The organism is Njordella aestuarii, assembly GCF_056494165.1.
This window is the reverse complement of sequence record NZ_CM151397.1, coordinates 492,107-509,355: the sequence shown is the minus strand read 5'-3', so window position 1 is coordinate 509,355 and position 17,249 is coordinate 492,107. Positions and strand designations below refer to the sequence as shown.

Sequence of the window (17,249 nt, the reverse complement as noted above, 5' to 3'; positions counted from 1 at the left end):
TGTGTCGAGCAAACATTCATTGTACGAGGCAGAGAGGAGCGAGTAAAAGTGAACGTCGTTGAGCCTGAGTTTGGTCTGCGATTTAGAAGGTCTTCCAGACCGATTTCGCTTTAGCCATCGCTTCCTCAATTTTGGACGAATCTCGGCCACCTGCTTGTGCAAGATCGGGTTTACCACCGCCTTTTCCGCCAAGCACCTCAGCAACAGGTCCGATCCATTTCCCAGCGGACTTGCCCTGTTTTACGAGATCGGCGCTGATGCCTGCGATCAGCGTGACTTTGTCATCGGCTGCCGGTGCGATCAACAAAATCGCGGATGGCTCGGCACTTGTCGACCGAATTTTATCGATCCACTGCCGCATCAGCCCAGGGTTTGCACCGTCCACGCGCTGAACGACTACACGAACTCCGTCGACAAATTCGCCGGTCGCAATTAGATCTTCGCTTGAAATCGCACTACCTGCCGCTTGGTTTTGAATCTGATCTCGCAGTACGGCTTGGTCATTAACCAACGCTTGCAAACGAGTCGCAATTTCTTCCGCAGCGACATTCAAAACGCGAGCCGTTTGCCTAACGACACTTCGCATTTCGCTGGCCGATGATGAACCTACGTCTGCCTTGCCGCCTGCCTTGCCAACAATTGGCGGAAGAGCGTCTCCAGCAGCACCGCTAGCAAGTTTCTTCAGTTTACGAACCGCTTGCATGAGCTCATGCGCAATCTCTGGCACTTCGTTCACCGAGCAACCCAGGACTTCAGCTGACTTCGCCGCAGTTTCACGAATCTGCTGCTTATATTCTTCAGCTCGTTTTCCCGTCAGTGCCGTAATGCGCCGTGTGCCCGAAGAAATGCTTTCTTCGTTTAGAATCTGCAGAATCCCGATGTCGCTCGTGCTGTCTGCGTGCGTGCCCCCGCACAACTCGCGAGAGAATTCGCCCATGCTGACCATACGGACTGGGTCAGGATATTTTTCTCCGAACAACATCATCGCACCGGCAGCTCGCGCTTCGGTAAGCGAGACGTTTTTCCAAGAGATCGGTGCGTTCGCCTGAATCTTTTCGTTGCATATCATCTCGATACGCTCGAGCTGTTCTTCGGTCAGCGATTCTTGATTCGTGAAGTCAAATCGCAGCCAGTCTTGATCGACTTTGCTACCTTGCTGCTGCGCATGCGCGCCAACTGTCTGCTGAAGCGCGTAATGCAGAACGTGGGTAGCTGAGTGTGCGCGCCGAATAGCATCCCGGCGTTCGAGGTCGATGTTCGCAGAAAGTGTCATTCCTTCTGCCAATTCGCCTTTGACTAGTTCGCCGTAGTGAACAACAAGATCGCCGGCTTTTTGAGTATCGGTTACCTTGAAGGTCACGTTGTCAGACGATAGCGTACCTGTATCGCCGACTTGGCCGCCACTTTCGCCGTAAAAAGGAGTCTTATTCAGCACAACACGAATTTGGCCATGGTCATCGTCGTCTGCTGAAATGCTTGGCACAAGACGCTCGGATTGCGAATCACCTGCGACGATTCCCTTGAGGGTGACCGTTGTCGATGTTGTGACATAACCGAGGAAATCGGAGGATCGCAATGCTTCCTTCAGCGATTCAATCGGACCGGTTTTGAACAGTTCTTTCTGATCATCGCCGCTGATCAATTCATGTTCGGCCATCGCCTCACGGTAGCCATCCCAATCAAATGTTAAGCCTTTTTCGGCCGCTAGCTGCTGGAACAGTTCCGGTGGCACGCCGAAGGTTTGGTAAAGTCCCGCGGCCTCGTGACCATCTACCATCACTTTGCTGGACGACTTCATATCGCTAAAGACACGTTCGATTCGTTCCATCGCCGAATCTATGGTGCGGAAGAAGTCAGCTTCTTCTCGCTGCATGACGCCTGCCACACGTTCAACAGTATCCATAAGCTCTGGATAAGGCGACTTCATCATTTCAGCGACGACGGGTACGAGCCGATGGAGAAATGGGGACTTCATACCTAACTGATAACCGTCGAGAACCGCGCGGCGTAACAATCGCTTGATAACGTAGCGAGCTTTCTTGGGGCCAGGATAGACGTTCTCATGAATTGCAAACGTGCAAGCTCGAACGTGGTCGGTTATTCGGCGCAGACGACGGCCATTTTCGCCTTCGTAAGCATAGTCGACACTGCAAACTTGAGATGCAGCTTGGACGATCGGAAACAGAGAATCGATATGGAAGTTCGTCGGCGCGTTTTGCAACACGCTGGCGGTCCGTTCGAGTCCCATACCCGTGTCAATGTTCTTGCTAGGCAGCGGACGAAGATTGTCCGGTGGCTCACCAACGCGATTGAACTGTGTGAAGACTAAGTTCCAAATTTCGACGTTCTTGCCATTCTCAAGCTCATAGTAAATTTCACTGCATGGACCGCAGACGCCATCGGGTCCTTGGCTGGGCGCGCTGGCAGGCCAGAAATTCTCATCTTCTTCCATTCGCGAAATACGGCTGGTTGGCAGGCCGATCATTTCGTGCCAGAGATTCGCAGCTTCGTCATCGTCCTTGTAAACCGTAACTGTCAAACGGTTGGGATCGATACCCAGCCATTTTTTATCGGTCAAGAACTCCCATGCCCACGCAACCGCTTCCTTCTTGAAATAGTCGCCAAAGCTGAAGTTGCCAAGCATTTCGAAGAATGTGTGGTGGTATGCCGTACGACCTACATTATCAATGTCGCCCGTTCGCAAGCATTTCTGGCACGTTGTCGCGCGAGTAAAGTCAAGCTTTACTTTCCCGAGGAAGTGATCCTTAAATTGGTTCATGCCCGCGGGAGTGAACAAAACTGACGGATCCCAGGTCGGAACCAAAACATCGCTGTGCTCGCGGTGGTGACCTTTCGATTGGAAAAATTCTAGATATTTTTCGCGAAGCTCATCAGTTTTCATGAGGAATTTGGACGTTTGCTAAGGTTTAGGAAGGTACTCGAGTGGAAAATCCGTTCGGACGATGCCGAGTATATCGAAACGCCGATTGTTCGTTAAAGCCCATCCGAAGGGATTGTTGGCTTGTTTTCAGCGTTTTTGCGTTGCGATCCATCCGGCGTACCAGCAACTATTGCGGTATGAATGGACAACGATCTCGATATTCCAACACGACGTTGCTTGGCTGGATTAGTCGAGCACCCTTTTGAAGCTTGATGACTGCTACCGACCGCTTAGCGACGCTGTTGTCATAAGATCTCTCAGACTTGGCAGGCGGTAAACTCCTGGATTATTGCGAGGAAGGTGCCAAGTCCTAAGTTGTTAGCGCGGTTACTATCGACTGTATTCAGAACTATAATTTACGCTGAATAGATTGCTGAACCATAGTAAATCGAGTTTGCGTTCGATGATCGCCGTCAAATTAGCCGGGCACAGACTACGGCGCTGATTAACGAAAAGTTTTCTCGGACCAAATTATCTGAATTGAATCGGTGTTCTGGGACTGGCCAAGTTTGAATAGCACGCAACAATCATCGCGAGTGGGGACTTTTAAGGGTTTCGCGACAACAACGGGCCGTTGAAGGTAGTTGCCGCAGTTGTATCATAGATAGCTGCCAATAGAGGAAATTTGGAGCTTTTCCCAGCAATCCCAACGCTCCAGTAACCATTGAGGAAACAGTGTCAGAATCCGTTGAAGAAATACGACTACCGAATGATTTCGACGGACGCGTTCGTCTTTTTCCCCTCCCCAAGCTGGTGATGTTTCCCAACGTTGTGCAACCGCTGCACATCTTTGAACCGCGGTACTGCGATATGTTGCATGATGCAATGATCGACGATGGCCTCATTACTTTAGCCACTTTGCGTGAAGGCTGGGAGCCTAGTGTCAGTGCGCAGCCACCAATAGCGCCCGTGGTATGCATCGGCAAGGTTTTTAGTCACATGCCGACCGAAGACAATCGTCACAACATCCTTCTGATCGGGATTCAGCGGGCAAAGATCATTGAGGAACTCAAAGTATTAACTGCCTATCGACAAGCGATCGTCGAACCGATTCACGACATTTACGACCCAGAACGGGACGATGATCGGGATGAGCGTCAAGCTAAATTAGTGGCTGCATACAAGACGGCCTTCCCTGCCGTAACCGCAGCCGGCAGCGGCCTAACAAAGATACTCAAGAGTGGCATCCCACTTGGTCCGCTCACTGACATCATCACTTACAGCGTCGAATTTCCGCTTCCTCTAAAAGAGTTGCTCTTGTCGAAAGCCGACGTTGACTCACGCGGCGACCTGCTGGAAAAGATGCTTCACAACTGGGATCCATTGACGAGAAGTTGTGGAGACTTGGAATCGCTTGAACAGTCGGTTTCAGACCTTCGGGATGGAAAGGACGACGATGACTACGTCCCTCCATTTTCTCTGAATTAGTTGCTGACCAACTGCAACTCATCAACGCTATGCAGGCCAATCTTGATTAAGCTGATCAGTAGCAGCCCGTACAAATTTAGATTTTGCTAGCGACTGTTGCATATAACTTTTTCGAGGGTGATATCATTAGTGTCTTGACACCTCGCCGAAAATGCTGGATACACGAAAGCCCACCGCTTCCTTAAACGCTTTAGAACTAACACATTATGGGCATTTACGATCGGCCCTACTACCGCGACGATGAACCACCAGGTCTCCGACCAAGCTGGAATAACAAGTCGCCCATTGCGACCATCATCATCATTTGCGTTGCTGTTTTTCTGCTCGACATGCTCTTGGGTGGGCGAAGCGGCATTGTTGGGCAAACTCTAGCCCTGCACTCAGAAAACTTGACCAAGCCATGGATGTGGTGGCAAACGCTTACGTATGGATTTGTACACGATCGAAGCGGAATCGGTCATATTTTTTGGAACATGCTCGGACTCTGGATGCTTGGTCGCGGAGTTGAGGAACGGTACGGGTGGGCAGAATTCTGGCGAATCTACCTCGTCTCCGTGGTTCTTTGTGGTGTCAGCTGGCTGCTGATTCAACAGACTAGCAGCGGTCCAGCGACGCTGGCCGGAGCCTCCGGCGCTGTTTGTTGTATTCAAATGTTATATGTGTTGAATTTCCCCAAAGCGACGCTAATGATTTGGGGCATTCTACCAGTTCAAGCTTGGATTATCGGCACAATGTTGATTGCTTCGAATATCCTTGTCACGCCTAATACTGGAGGGCCGCGGATCGCTTATGAAGTCCACCTCGCCGGTATCGCTTTTGCCTTTATCTACTTCTATGGAAACCTCAATCTGGGCTTCGTGGACGGCTTCGGCAGAATGTTGCGCACAACGAAACGGAAGCTCACTGGTCCAAAACTGAAGGCTTATCAACCGGACCGAGACCAGAGCGACGCAGTGGAGGCTGACCGCCTTCTGGACAAAATACATAAGTCTGGCCAGGATTCTCTTACGCGAAAAGAACGCAAGTTTCTCGAGCAATACTCGCAACGCGTACGCGAACGGCAAAAAAGCCATTAGCGATTCTCTCGGTTTGGCAACCGTTTTGCTTATTCAGAAAGTGTAGGACTCATTGCAGGGTACGCGGTGAGTCGAAACTTCGAGCAGAATGAGAGAGACTAGCTATGTCCAAAGACGAAGACGTATCAGAAACCGTGTCGAACGCGGTCAAAGGAGAGGACAGGCCTATGAGCGAAACTCAACCAGCGGCTCCAGCGGCTCTTGTTTTCCTAACATATCCCATCATTCTCATCATTGCGCTGGTTCTGCTTGGCATTGCGTTCATGATCTTTCGGTAGCAATCATAAACTAAATTTCACTTCTGACTTTCCATCTCTCCTTGCCCCAGTCGAACCGCTGTAAGCAGAACATCGTATCGTTTGCGTATGTCCGACATAGGCAATCAATGGGGCGGTGCGAAATGAATTGCGATTGCGTTCGATGGAAATTTGTTACCGGTGCGGTGCTGGGCGTTCTTCTGACATGGTCTGCAGCATACGCGCAACAGAGTCATTCACAGGGAGAGCACAGCAACGATACGATCACAATTCCGTTGCGTGCTGAGCGTTTATGCGCTGCGGATCTCGCCGACTTGACAACGAAATCCCAATCGTCCGAATTGGTAAAGGCACTCTTAGAATTATGCAGGACCGACAGGAATCTCGCGATCCCGGTCGAAGCAATCGAACTAGCAGCGGCGATTTCCAATTCAACGGTTCAAGTTGAGCGGGATGCTAAAGGTAGAGCGACGTCGCTCCTGATTTCTAAAAGATCTGCCGTACAGGCAAGCAATCAATGGAAAAACTCGCTGTTTCATCTCGTCGGCCCTTTTGCCGAAATATCGGCTAGTCAGTTAGTGCCAATTGCGGACACATGGGAATCGGCATCGCTGAGGGCTTTCGAGGAACGATTTGCCGACACGCCTGGAAATGCAACTTCAGCAGCTTCTTTGGATGAAACTCTCGATCGCTTACTTGTTGTAATCCCTGGCTATCGTTCTCAAGCGCAAGATGCGGTTGCTTTTGCAAGAAAGGTACACTCTCAAGCTGGCCTGCCGACTTGCGTATTCTACTACCCAACCTCCATGCAGATTGAAGTCAGCGGCACGTCACTAGCCGAACATCTTCTGCGATTGCAGCACGCAATGCCCAACACAGAACTGATCTTGTGTGGTCATTCAATGGGCGGCCTTATTGCTCGCTATGCCATCGAAATGCCGGTTGGCAACGATGTGCACTGTGTCCAGCGAATCCTGCAAATCTTTCCACCTAGTCAGGGCTCAGTCCTCGCAGAGCTTACCGAACCAGGAGACGCAGTGCAATTGACGGCGATGGCAGCCAAGAGCATTGGAAAGAAGCTAGCAACTGATCAATCACCACCACAAACAATTGAACTCGCTTTCGGCCTGATGCTGGATGGATTCGGTGGCGCAAGCCGAGACTTACGACCGGGCTCTCCTTTGCTAATTGAGCTTAACTCCCGTCCACGGCGAAGCGACATAAGTTATACTATTATCGCTGGAAACCACGGTCCGATCTCACCCGTACTTGCTCTTTTAAACACCGAACTGCTCTCAAGAGTTGAGCTTGGAAAATTCGATCGACTGGCAAAGTTTACACCGGTCGTTTCAAGATACGCCAATTCAGAAGAGCTAACGCAGGGCACCGGTGATGGAGCTGTCGCAATCGATTCTACTTACCTCGCTGGCGTGCCTGATCACCAAGTAATCGATAGCAACCATTTCGAGTGGGCACAGGACAGTAAAGCTTCTAATGAACTGGTCCGCATTGTGGTAAAGAGAATTGCAGATTCAAAATAGTGGCAGTGTAGCGGAATCTTGAAAAAGTCGCCGTCGACTGCTGTTGCTATTTTACTGGTAATTCTGGCTCTACATCTTTCTTGGGAGGCTCCATGGTTTTGATCATCCCCGTAGGGTCAGATTTCTGTGGCACGATACCTTGCAGACCGATGACACTGAGTCCAAAGCCGTAGCGAAGTTTGGGGTTGAACAGCTTTTGAGGAATTTCAACGCGAGCGAAAAACTCTGGATCTGGTTTTTGAAGCTCACTCACTTTGGATTGTATTTCGCTCATACTTTGGGCGTACACGAACCCGGGTGATCCGGAATACGACGAACTGGTCCAAGCAACTTCGCCATTTTGTACGACGCTCAAAGTGCTAAAAAAAGGCGAAGAGGTAACCGTCGTTTCTTTATTCGTTCGAATGTCGCGGTAGGTCACCGATTCACTCGGCTTCTGTCCCATCGAAGCTTCAACAACAGTCGTCGCCGCATCATCGAGGACCCAGCCAATCTCCTTGATCTTCGCCGCGAGTGCCGCACGAACAGACGAATCGTAACTCCCGCATTTGGTGACAATCTTGACGTGATGACCTTCCACGATCGAATACAAATCGCCCACAGTAACATCCTTGGTCGCCTCGCGCACCATCGGCCCTGGCAGCGATACCGCGCCAACGACAAATCCGCTAACGCCAGCGTTGGAAACGGACGCGTAGTAGACCAATTTTCCATCGAAGACCGAAGTCGTCCTGTTTCCTCGACTATCCGCAATGACTTCAAAAGTCTTCGCGAGGTAGCTCCAAATTGGTGCCTCAAGCTTTAGATCGATAAGCGACTTGCCACCCATGCGACCATCAATCATCATTAGATCGTCATCGACGAATTCAATGTTAGCCGTAAATGGTTCGCCCACCGTATTACTTTTGTATTCAGTCGGTGGCAAATTCGAGCCAAACTGCCAAATCAAGATTTTGTTATAAGTCAGAGCGGCAATCCTTTGCCCATCGGCGCTGATGCCTACTCCGGCGCATGACTCTTTGATCGGCAGTGACGCAAGCACTTTGCCGGTGACGGCGTCAATCACGCGAACCCGTTTATCTTCAGGAAGTACCATATAGCGGTGATTAGCGCTAAACACAGGCTTGGCACCGAAAAATGACTCTTGGTCGATAGTGTAAGCGGCAGCCTCCTGCTCAATGTCCCAGCATACGTATCGCTTGCTACCCCATTCGTGCAAAACGAGTCGTTCATTGATCATCTCGATATAGTTGTCCCAAGAGGCCCACCCTGATTCATTAAGGCTGGCCCAAGACTTTTTACGCTCTAACTTTTTGACAGTGGGATCGCCCTGCCAGACGGTAAGTTCCGGCTTGCGATTTTCCAGTTTTAACGAAACGATCTGACGTGATGCGGGATGCGCACCGACCATTCGATGTCCCGGCGGAAGCAACTGGATTTGCGTCACTTTCTTTTTGGCAAGAGATGCCCAAACAACTCTCCCAGGCTGCTTCTGCCAATAATCATGCACACCAGCCACAAGCCATCCATCTGATCCGCCGATAGGAATAAGCCGTCCGAGTGTCTCGCCACTATATTGCTTTGCAAACCCCACTCCAGACATTGGTAAAGCCACAATCCCGCTGGGCACATCTGGCGGGATTGCTCCCAACCCCTCAGCGCTATTCCATTCATGAGCCCAACCCAAATCTGCACTTGGCGGCAGAAAGCTAAGTATCTCTGACGAATCGATTGGCGGTGGCCCTGCTACAACTTCAGCTTTATCCAAAATGCGTTGATCGACATCGCTCAACTTAACTATTTCGATTTCGACTTCAGAATTGTCTTTGCAGTGCAAAGTCACCTTTCCTTGGTCAACCTTTACCGCTGCTCCGACAACTTTGTACTTGCCCGTTTTGTCCGTCCAAGTCCGCATGGGAGTGATCGCGTTGGCTTGCCAAGCAAATCGAATTTGATTGAATGGAAAAACCTGCTGCCTTTCACTGATAAAAACATACGAGACAAGCGCCCCTTTATCATTCGTTTGCAAGACAGTTCCTGGATACCACTTCTGCAAATAGAAAACCTCGACCTCGTCTCCTTTTTTTGGTCGCTGTGCATAAATCGGGGACACGAATACGAACAGAATGAGTAATGCAAGTATTCGATTTAGCGTTACCATACATCGCCACCACTTTTAACAATTTCGCTCAACACTCGTCAAATCTCCGCCAGCCGCAGACGTTCCAAACTGGATCGACCACAGCATTTGCGCCCTGACGTCTAATACACAGCGTTTTTGGTTTTCTTACTCGCAAAAAACCAGAATTCGCAGCCTTTTTTGCCATTCTACTTGCGGAGCCAGCGAGTTGCCACACGGTCACCGATGGCCAAAAGCCTGCTTCCCTCACGACGCTCCGCATCTTTGCAACAAAGATTTGCGAGCCTTGTGTCGATAAACTTTCAATATTATCAAATCGCAAATCAACCGCACGAGTTGTAAGTTACGAGAACCATGAGTATTGCCGCGACGAATACGGCCGCCTCGGTCGATCCCTTGCATCGAGTAGACCAGGGTTTCGCAAACACCCAATCGCCAACTACCAAACAAAATCTGCAGAATGTTTTCTCTGCCGTCCTCGCAGAAGTCAACCGCGCAGGCTACCAATCAGCAGAACCCCTGGCTTCCACAACGTCACTCCAAGATGAAGTCGGTTTGTCGTGGGATCAATGGTTTCAGGAAGCGTCGCTTTCTCGCTATCGTTTTGTTGCCGGCGCAGAGAATCCGAGCGTTCAAGCCGACAAGTCCGCTGAGGACTTACGCACCGATTACAAAGCCATCCTGATCGACGCATATCAAAATGGTGGCTACGCGGCGCCTCAATCGTACTTGCGGTCAAAAAGCATCGACGAACTTCGTACCATTCAACAAGTGCAACATCTAGCGGAACCAATTCAAGTGGAAACGCTTTCCGAGGAAGCCGCTCTTAATCTCTTAATGCCACCAGATGCGCAGGTGGATCTAAACAAGGACGGCCTGACTTCGGTAGGCGCCGCAAAGAAGCTTCAGTTCCCAAGCAGCAACACACCGGCCTCAGTCCGTGATGCGTGGGATGCAGCCGTTGAAGGCCTTTCCGAAGCGGACCGAATGGTATTCGAACTTCGAATTGCGAGCCAAACTATTCTCGCGAACATACACTTAGACGAGAATGGTCGATTCGTCCGAAGGAGCGAACCTGGAGATGCGGATTGGGTCAACCCGCTCGCGGCTAGTTCGTTTTCATACGTTGAAAACGCAAGCGACTGGCTAGATTATCTAAAACACTTTAAGCCTCAAATACCAGCCGAACAGTATCAACGTGACTTTCAATTTTGGTCTACTTTTCGCACTCACCTTATTCAAAATGAAGCACGGCGAAAGGTAACGCCGGAGAGTCCAACCTAGCGTCATGCTGAAAAGACCCACTCTATCTCCAAGAACGCTCCTGCGCAACAATGAAGGGCCAGTACCCTGTACTTTCACCTATAAAAGTCAATCCAATTCACCTCGATCGTTTCGCTTGCTTCATTCAAAAATCGAGCGGGCAGATCGATTGCAAAGTATCCGTTTTGCAGAGGAATTCCAGAGGCGGGTTTACCATCCAGGCCGAACATTTCAACTCTCATCCAGTACTGGTCATCATTGTCGAGTAAGGATGACTCATTGCCATCTTTCCATTGGCGTGAAGCAAGCTGATCGCTTTGACTCGAGACGGATACTTCGAGGCGCGTTCGCCCGTTAAAGATCTCCAGTTTTTCTAGTCCAGCCAGATGCAGTTGCAGACCAAGCTCTCGGGGCCAATTCTTCTTGGAACGCTCAATCGTCGCCTTTCCGATGCCTCGTGGACTTTCCACCACGACATACGCACGACCGGCGATCGCGCGTACTTCAACCGTATCTTCCGCGCGGCTCTTGGTTATGTTGTATACAGCTTGATCGATCCCACAACCTACCATTGAGATGACAAGGTAAAACAACAACAACGAGTAAATTGGCTTGAACATAACGTTTCCTGTCACTGTGGGCCTGATGCCAGCCCTTGCAACACATCGCGTCTCGCGACATTTTGACTGATTCCAAAGCGTCTCACATCTATCGCAATCGATATTTCTCATACAACCGTTATCCCATGCGGGTATTCCAGGGAGAGAAAAACCGCATCACTCGCATCGATCAAGCGAGAGACGCCTGCAAGTAGGGTAGTGTTTGGTGCCCTAGTATCTCACCTCAAAGGACTGGAAATATATGTCGAACACCAGGCGCGGTGCTGCTCTTGTTGAGCTAGCCATATTTCTACCATTGCTGTTCTTAATTGCCATGGCAACGATTGAGACCTGTCGCATGATTTACTTACGTCATTCACTCAAAATCGCCGCTTACGAGTGCGCAAGACTCGCGATAATCCCAGGCGTTACCGCGAGCGACATTCAACTGCAATGCGACGCAATATTGATGGGTCGCAGAATCCAACAATACAAACTTACTTGCACGCCTTCAAACCCGCAGGAACTTCAGCTCGGCGATTTGTTTGTCGCAGAAGTCGAAGCTCCAGCGTCGGAAGCAGCACTCGTGGGAAGCTGGTTTTATCGAGGCAAGTTGCTATGTGAAAAAGTTACAACCATGGCGGAGTATTAAAAGTGCTAGGACACGAAAGCAGATACGAACAGCAGGTTCGTCGCAAAAGATCTGTTGGCTCACAGCAAAACCGATCTGGAGCTACGACCGTGATGCTCTGCATCATGCTACCAATCATCCTGATGGTTTCGTCTTACGCCATCAACGTAGCGTATATGGAACATGTCCGCACGGACTTGCAAATCGCAACAGACGTAGCAACCCGAGCAGCGGGGCGCATGTTAGCGGTTACAGGCGATCAAAACGTGGCGCGCAGAACTGCAGAAGATATGCTCGCTCTTAACCCAATTGTTAATCACACAGTATCCCTTGACGAGCTGAATATAGACTTTGGCGTATCCACGCGTTACACCGAACAGGAACGATATCGCTTTGAGCCACATGGAAAGAATCCGAACGCCATCCACATTCACGGAAATGGTAGCCTTCTTCTAAAACCACTTTTCCCGACCATGGGTGTACCGATCAAGATTCGGCCAGTGAAGACAGCTATCAGCACGCAAACGGAACTTGATGTCGCTCTAGTGATGGACCGCTCCGGTTCGATGGCTTTTTCCGCAGTGCAAAGCTCCGGCCCACACACTCCGCCGAATGCTCCACCAGACTGGCAATTTGGAGATCCAGTCCCGCCCCACGCGAGGTGGCTAGACGCTTGCGTTTCTGTCAGCCTTTTCCTCGACTTGCTCAACGAGACCTCGCACAACGAATCAGTTGGACTATGTACCTACGGAAGTGATGCGAAAATCGACCAGCGTTTAACATCGGACTACTCCCTGATCAACCTCCGAATGAATGCGATCAGTCAGCAGTACAGAGGCGGTGCGACCAACATCGGCGACGCAATTGAAGCGGGCATTGAAACGCTTGCACATAAGCAAACCGCACGACCTTGGGCGACGCGTGTGATCATTCTCTTGACCGATGGCATTCATAACACAGGCAAGAACCCAGAAGCAGCAGCCCAAGCCGCTGCCGTTCAGGGAATTCAGATTTTTACCGTTAGTTTTTCTAGCGAAGCGGATATTGGAAGGATGTCGGAAATTGCTGCGATTGCAAGCGGAAAACATTTTCATGCCGACAGCGCGGATGACTTGCGGCGAGCCTTCGTCGACATTGCCAAAAGCTTGCCAACCCTCATAACACACTGAAGTACAGTATGTCTCGACAGGTATCACGAAACGGTGCGGCCGTGGTTGAATTTGCGGTCGTGCTACCGCTGTTGTTTTTCATCTTCGCGGCAGTCATCGAACTCAGTCGAATGATGCTTTTACAGCAAACCGCCGACACAGCTGCTTACGAAGGAGCACGCCATGGCATGGTGCCCGGAGCCACAGCCGAGGAAGCGTTTGAGGCGGCTCAGAGGCTCATACGTCAATCGAACCTTGCTGGCACAAGGATCATCGTTGAACCACCTGAAATAACGGAGAGCACTGGAGCTATCAGCGTTTCCGTCAGCATACCTTTGTCAGAAAACTATTGGTTCTTGAAGTTCTGGAATAACTATACGGTAGAAAGCAACGTCACCTTGATCTGCGAACGCGTCCCCCTGGTCCAACTGACGGGGCTGCCAAAATTGAAAGGCAAGCCTCCGAAGCAACCCAAGCCACCGAAAGACGAGGACGATGATGATGACGATTGATTGCATCCCCCATTAAAGCCCTAAAGATCCACAAAATCGACTGCGAAAAATCTGGTTACGATACGAACGAAGATTGGTGTTCCGATTTTCTTCCAATCTCAGGCAAAGGTCGGGATGTATGGCAGACCATTGATCAGACCACTTAGCATGTGTGAGATTTCCTCGAGCTGCTGCTTTAGTTTTGCATGATGATCATCGGACAAGAGCTTTCGTCGCCGGGCGAGTTCAAGCTGCGGGACGCACCCATATAGCGTCGATATTGCATCCTTCGATGATTCGTTTTCGTCGGAAGCCAATTTACTTCGAATTGCCCATGCGACGATAGCACCAACCACAAGGCCAAGAAAAAGCCAACCGAAGTACTGCATCATGATCGTAGAGAATTTGTGTTAAGTTTGAGCCAACTAAACGCGAGGACGTGCCATTAACAACTTCGCCGATAGTCCAGCATGAACCAGAGTGTAAAATGTCGAGAGCAGGTTCGCTCACAAGCAGCAGAAGCGAATGTAGATAGCGGTGATGTCGGAAAACCTGCAAGATGAGGTGGTACTATGGCTCCGATTTTTAAGGTTTTTCGGGACGCACGCTTCGTCCCACTTTTTTGCTATGCTAACGCCTTCGCACTTGCAAACTGAACGAACGCTAAATCTGAATACGGCAATTTAGCAGAGGCTCAGAGATGAAAATCATACCGTATCAAATTTTTCTTACAAAACGTGAACGACGCCCACTTACTCACCGCTTTCGAGAACTGTTCGCTTCCCATCGAACAATGGACTCACCAAGCTCATGTCCGTGTGGCATTTCTGTATGCATCATCGCACGATCGCGAAACCGCAATCAACTTTATTCGTGACCGCATTAAGGCATACAACAAAGCAACAGATACACCCGAGGCAATAGATCGAGGCTATCACGAAACGATCACGCAAGCATTTATGCATCTGGTATCTGCAGCCAATCACAAAACTGGTCCTCACGAATCTTCGGATGCTTTTTGTAAGTCGCATCCTGAATTGATGACCAAGAATGTGCTATCTGACTACTATTCACGTGATCTGCTAATGTCCTGGGAAGCCAAATCGAAGTTTGTAGCTCCCGATCTAGCTCCGCTGCCTTAACCGCCGATCCCAGTAAAAGAAGGACCAGCTAATGCCTCAACTGAAACTACTGGTGTTAAAGAAATCTCAGTAGAAACGCTTCTTGAATTCTACACTCGAATTGGTTTTCGTTTCGCGGAAGTACAGAACAGGAGTGGTCCGCTTCATTATTCTGCCGAACTTGTTGATGGAATATTTCAGATCAATCCTCTGTCTGTTGAAACGGTGATACACGTGAGCAGAAAACATTCAAATAATCGCGGATCTTGTGAACAAGAATAATGCATTCGTTTTCACTGTGTAGTTTCTATAAACCTTTCCGAATTCGTAGCCCTTCTCGTCTGGCCCAAATTCGTAGCACATCATTCGCCTGAGAGCTTGGCGGTAGATTATTCGTTCCCTTGGCTTGCCAAATCATCTTCGTCTTTGAAACTACTTGGATGGTAAGCACTCGCTTCCACTGCTCGCCCTGCCGGATTCTCATCGACCAAATTGAAGAAGTGCCGCGATGACAAGAGTCCGCATACGAAGCAACGCAGTGGTGCATAGTTTTACCTTCAACAACCAGTTCTTCGCGAGTGAGTAATTCATCAATCGTCCAAACTTCATCGTCTCGCTCTATGGCAAAAGATGAAATTACCGACCGGTTCCAGCCGGTGCGGTGCTCAAACATCAGCAAGTCTTGCTTTGCAGCCAACTCTGTTTTCCAATTTGCCATATGTCTCCGCAACGACCTCAGCGAACGACCTTGCAAGGTAAACTCTGGCTGCAATGAATCATTTCCGGCATCGGCCTGCCAGTGACATGGCCCCCAAACGTCTTTGGCAGGCCGAAACTTCTGGCCATTGATAAACCGAACGATCTCAATTGACTCGGCTAGTGGTATCGGTTGATGGCGGACTAAGAAACGAATTACCGATTCCCAAAACGTTTCATTTTTTGTAGGAGCGGCCAGTTCAATGCATACAGCAAGTTGGCGAGCAAGCTGCAAATCGCCTCCCAGAGAACGAATTTGAGCCCAACGCAGGGCAGCCGTCGGAGCCAGATCGTCGGGGGCCTGCATGAAGAGGGAAGCGGCCTTCTTGCTCAGGCGACAACTATCGGGAAGTTCGAACTGGCGGATGCTTCGTCCAGCGGCTAGGTGAAGATACAACTGAAGCTCCCACGGCTCTTCCTGCTCATTGATCCAAACTCGTGTCATGAACTTTGGCACTGCATACAGGTCGAACAAATGACCAACGAGACTCCGGAATTGAATTGATCGACTCCCTGATGGGGCATTCCATTCCTCCGGTGGACGTACCCATCGATCGCAGTAATTGGACATACGTACGCACGCCTGAACAAGATGCTCGCTCGTTTGCAAGCTCTTGTTCTCACGACCTGTGCGTGGGGCAAGAATTGTTGACTTTGATCGCACCCTGTTTAATACACGCCACAACTCTTGACGTGAGCGAGCAGTTGCAGATCGACGTTTGATCACTTCATCCAGGTGCCACTTGGCAAAGCGTTTGCAAGATGTATTAGACATAGCGTTGATTTCAAAAAGTTCATACGGACGTCCCCATGCCGAACGGACACAGCCATTCCGGCGAGCGAAAATCGATGAACTTCAACCAACGGTGACTCTTCAGGTTGCTTTTTTGCAAACCATGTCATTTACCTATACTGCAAATCAATGCTGCTCAAGTACTACTCCAGGACGGAATGTCGATGCCGATACAAGTAAGCTATCGCGGTGAGCAGCGGTAACGTTAATTATCTTTTGCCAATGACGCAGATGGCCTCAAAAGGTTCGCTTAAACCGGTACTGAGCGGCAACTCAAAACATCTTTGCCAGAAAAATTCGCGCAGTAGTTCTGAAATCTAGCTGAACTTCTGTCGGCTTGTGTGAACTCTCTACAGCCACCGGTGTCACATTAGAAACTTCGAAATCGAGATCCCAGCTCAACTTCGCAAGGCAACAAAACTGGGGACGCCAGGTCAATTCCAGTGGCCGTAGAAACATAAAAAGCCAGTCGTACAACAAGGTACAGCGAGCCATGACTCCACTTCCACCAGACCAGCCTGCAGGTCCTTGTAAACCGATCGCGAACTACGACGAATCTTCAAGGGCGAAACTTATCGAATCAATTCGCCAAGCCCCATCCTTACTCAGAGCGGCAGTTGCTGGGCTTTCGGATCCGCAAGTCGATACGCTCTACAAGAATTGGACTATACGTCAGATTGTCCATCACGTCGCAGACAGCCATTTGCATAGCATCATTCGATTCAAATGGGCACTGACAGAAGACAATCCCACCATCAAAGCCTACGAGGAAGCTGACTGGGTACAACTCGGTGACGCTAAGTCAGGGAATTTGGAACCATCACTTCATCTTTTGGATGGCTTGCACGCGAAGTGGGTACAGATCTTGGAGTCGATGTCCGAAGAGCAATTCAGCCGAACGTACTATCATCCACAGTCCTGTGAAACTGTAAGCTTGTGGCTTGCCCTGAATAACTATGCTTGGCACGGACAACACCACACTGCACAAATACTGTGGCTCCGTAAGCGACATGAGTGGTGAAAACAACGAAGAATAAATCTGAATATCGCATACTTGATTATTC

15 protein-coding genes are annotated in these 17,249 nt (G+C 49.9%); 10 read left to right on the top strand and 5 right to left on the bottom strand.

Annotated features, from left to right (window positions below; all coding sequences use genetic code 11):
* Nucleotides 1-82: 82 nt before the first annotated feature.
* Nucleotides 83-2,902 carry an alanine--tRNA ligase gene (alaS, locus tag SH451x_RS02010; protein WP_479360648.1) on the bottom strand — a complete coding sequence of 940 codons (2,820 nt, stop codon included), beginning with the start codon at nucleotides 2,900-2,902 and terminating at the stop codon, nucleotides 83-85.
* Between the two features lie 714 nt (nucleotides 2,903-3,616).
* Here alaS and SH451x_RS02005 point away from each other — a divergent pair.
* From SH451x_RS02005 to SH451x_RS01990, 4 genes are all read left to right on the top strand, one after another.
* A complete protein-coding gene (locus SH451x_RS02005) occupies nucleotides 3,617-4,369 on the top strand; it encodes an LON peptidase substrate-binding domain-containing protein (protein ID WP_479360647.1) in 753 nt (250 codons plus the stop codon).
* A 206-nt stretch (nucleotides 4,370-4,575) separates the two neighbouring features.
* Entirely contained in the window at nucleotides 4,576-5,445 is an 870-nt protein-coding gene (locus tag SH451x_RS02000) for a rhomboid family intramembrane serine protease (RefSeq protein ID WP_479360646.1), read from the top strand.
* A gap of 104 nt (nucleotides 5,446-5,549) precedes the next feature.
* Nucleotides 5,550-5,723 (top strand): hypothetical protein, encoded by a 174-nt coding sequence (locus SH451x_RS01995; protein WP_479360645.1) that lies wholly within the window; start codon nucleotides 5,550-5,552, stop codon nucleotides 5,721-5,723.
* A gap of 122 nt (nucleotides 5,724-5,845) precedes the next feature.
* Complete coding sequence (locus tag SH451x_RS01990) at nucleotides 5,846-7,243, top strand: esterase/lipase family protein (protein ID WP_479360644.1); 1,398 nt, start codon at nucleotides 5,846-5,848, stop codon at nucleotides 7,241-7,243.
* Nucleotides 7,244-7,289: 46 nt separating this feature from the next.
* On the opposite strand, the gene SH451x_RS01985 is transcribed toward SH451x_RS01990, so the two are convergent.
* Entirely contained in the window at nucleotides 7,290-9,404 is a 2,115-nt protein-coding gene (locus tag SH451x_RS01985) for an SHD1 domain-containing protein (RefSeq protein ID WP_479360643.1), read from the bottom strand.
* Between the two features lie 333 nt (nucleotides 9,405-9,737).
* Here SH451x_RS01985 and SH451x_RS01980 point away from each other — a divergent pair, with 333 nt between their 5' ends.
* On the top strand, nucleotides 9,738-10,667 hold the full coding sequence (locus SH451x_RS01980) for a hypothetical protein (protein WP_479360641.1): 930 nt from the start codon (nucleotides 9,738-9,740) through the stop codon (nucleotides 10,665-10,667).
* A gap of 74 nt (nucleotides 10,668-10,741) precedes the next feature.
* Here the strand turns inward: SH451x_RS01980 and SH451x_RS01975 are convergent, their stop codons facing one another.
* Nucleotides 10,742-11,266 carry a hypothetical protein gene (locus tag SH451x_RS01975; protein WP_479360639.1) on the bottom strand — a complete coding sequence of 175 codons (525 nt, stop codon included), beginning with the start codon at nucleotides 11,264-11,266 and terminating at the stop codon, nucleotides 10,742-10,744.
* A 241-nt stretch (nucleotides 11,267-11,507) separates the two neighbouring features.
* Here SH451x_RS01975 and SH451x_RS01970 point away from each other — a divergent pair, with 241 nt between their 5' ends.
* From SH451x_RS01970 to SH451x_RS01960, 3 genes are read left to right on the top strand one after another with little or no spacing between them, the layout of a single operon-like run.
* A complete protein-coding gene (locus SH451x_RS01970) occupies nucleotides 11,508-11,897 on the top strand; it encodes a TadE/TadG family type IV pilus assembly protein (protein WP_479360638.1) in 390 nt (129 codons plus the stop codon).
* 2 nt (nucleotides 11,898-11,899) lie between these two features.
* On the top strand, nucleotides 11,900-13,045 hold the full coding sequence (locus SH451x_RS01965; RefSeq protein ID WP_479360636.1) for a vWA domain-containing protein: 1,146 nt from the start codon (nucleotides 11,900-11,902) through the stop codon (nucleotides 13,043-13,045).
* A gap of 8 nt (nucleotides 13,046-13,053) precedes the next feature.
* Nucleotides 13,054-13,536: a TadE family protein gene (locus SH451x_RS01960; RefSeq protein WP_479360635.1), complete on the top strand. Its 483-nt coding sequence runs from the start codon at nucleotides 13,054-13,056 to the stop codon at nucleotides 13,534-13,536.
* A 98-nt stretch (nucleotides 13,537-13,634) separates the two neighbouring features.
* Here SH451x_RS01960 and SH451x_RS01955 read toward each other — a convergent pair whose 3' ends face one another.
* Nucleotides 13,635-13,907 (bottom strand): four helix bundle protein, encoded by a 273-nt coding sequence (locus SH451x_RS01955; RefSeq protein WP_479360634.1) that lies wholly within the window; start codon nucleotides 13,905-13,907, stop codon nucleotides 13,635-13,637.
* Nucleotides 13,908-14,252: 345 nt separating this feature from the next.
* On the opposite strand from SH451x_RS01955, the gene SH451x_RS01950 reads away from it, so the two are divergent.
* Nucleotides 14,253-14,657 (top strand): hypothetical protein, encoded by a 405-nt coding sequence (locus tag SH451x_RS01950; RefSeq protein ID WP_479360633.1) that lies wholly within the window; start codon nucleotides 14,253-14,255, stop codon nucleotides 14,655-14,657.
* A gap of 286 nt (nucleotides 14,658-14,943) precedes the next feature.
* Here SH451x_RS01950 and SH451x_RS01945 read toward each other — a convergent pair whose 3' ends face one another.
* Nucleotides 14,944-16,167: a PcfJ domain-containing protein gene (locus tag SH451x_RS01945; protein ID WP_479360632.1), complete on the bottom strand. Its 1,224-nt coding sequence runs from the start codon at nucleotides 16,165-16,167 to the stop codon at nucleotides 14,944-14,946.
* Between the two features lie 511 nt (nucleotides 16,168-16,678).
* Between SH451x_RS01945 and SH451x_RS01940 the strand changes: the two genes are divergently transcribed.
* On the top strand, nucleotides 16,679-17,206 hold the full coding sequence (locus SH451x_RS01940; RefSeq protein ID WP_479360630.1) for a YfiT family bacillithiol transferase: 528 nt from the start codon (nucleotides 16,679-16,681) through the stop codon (nucleotides 17,204-17,206).
* Nucleotides 17,207-17,249 lie beyond the last annotated feature (43 nt).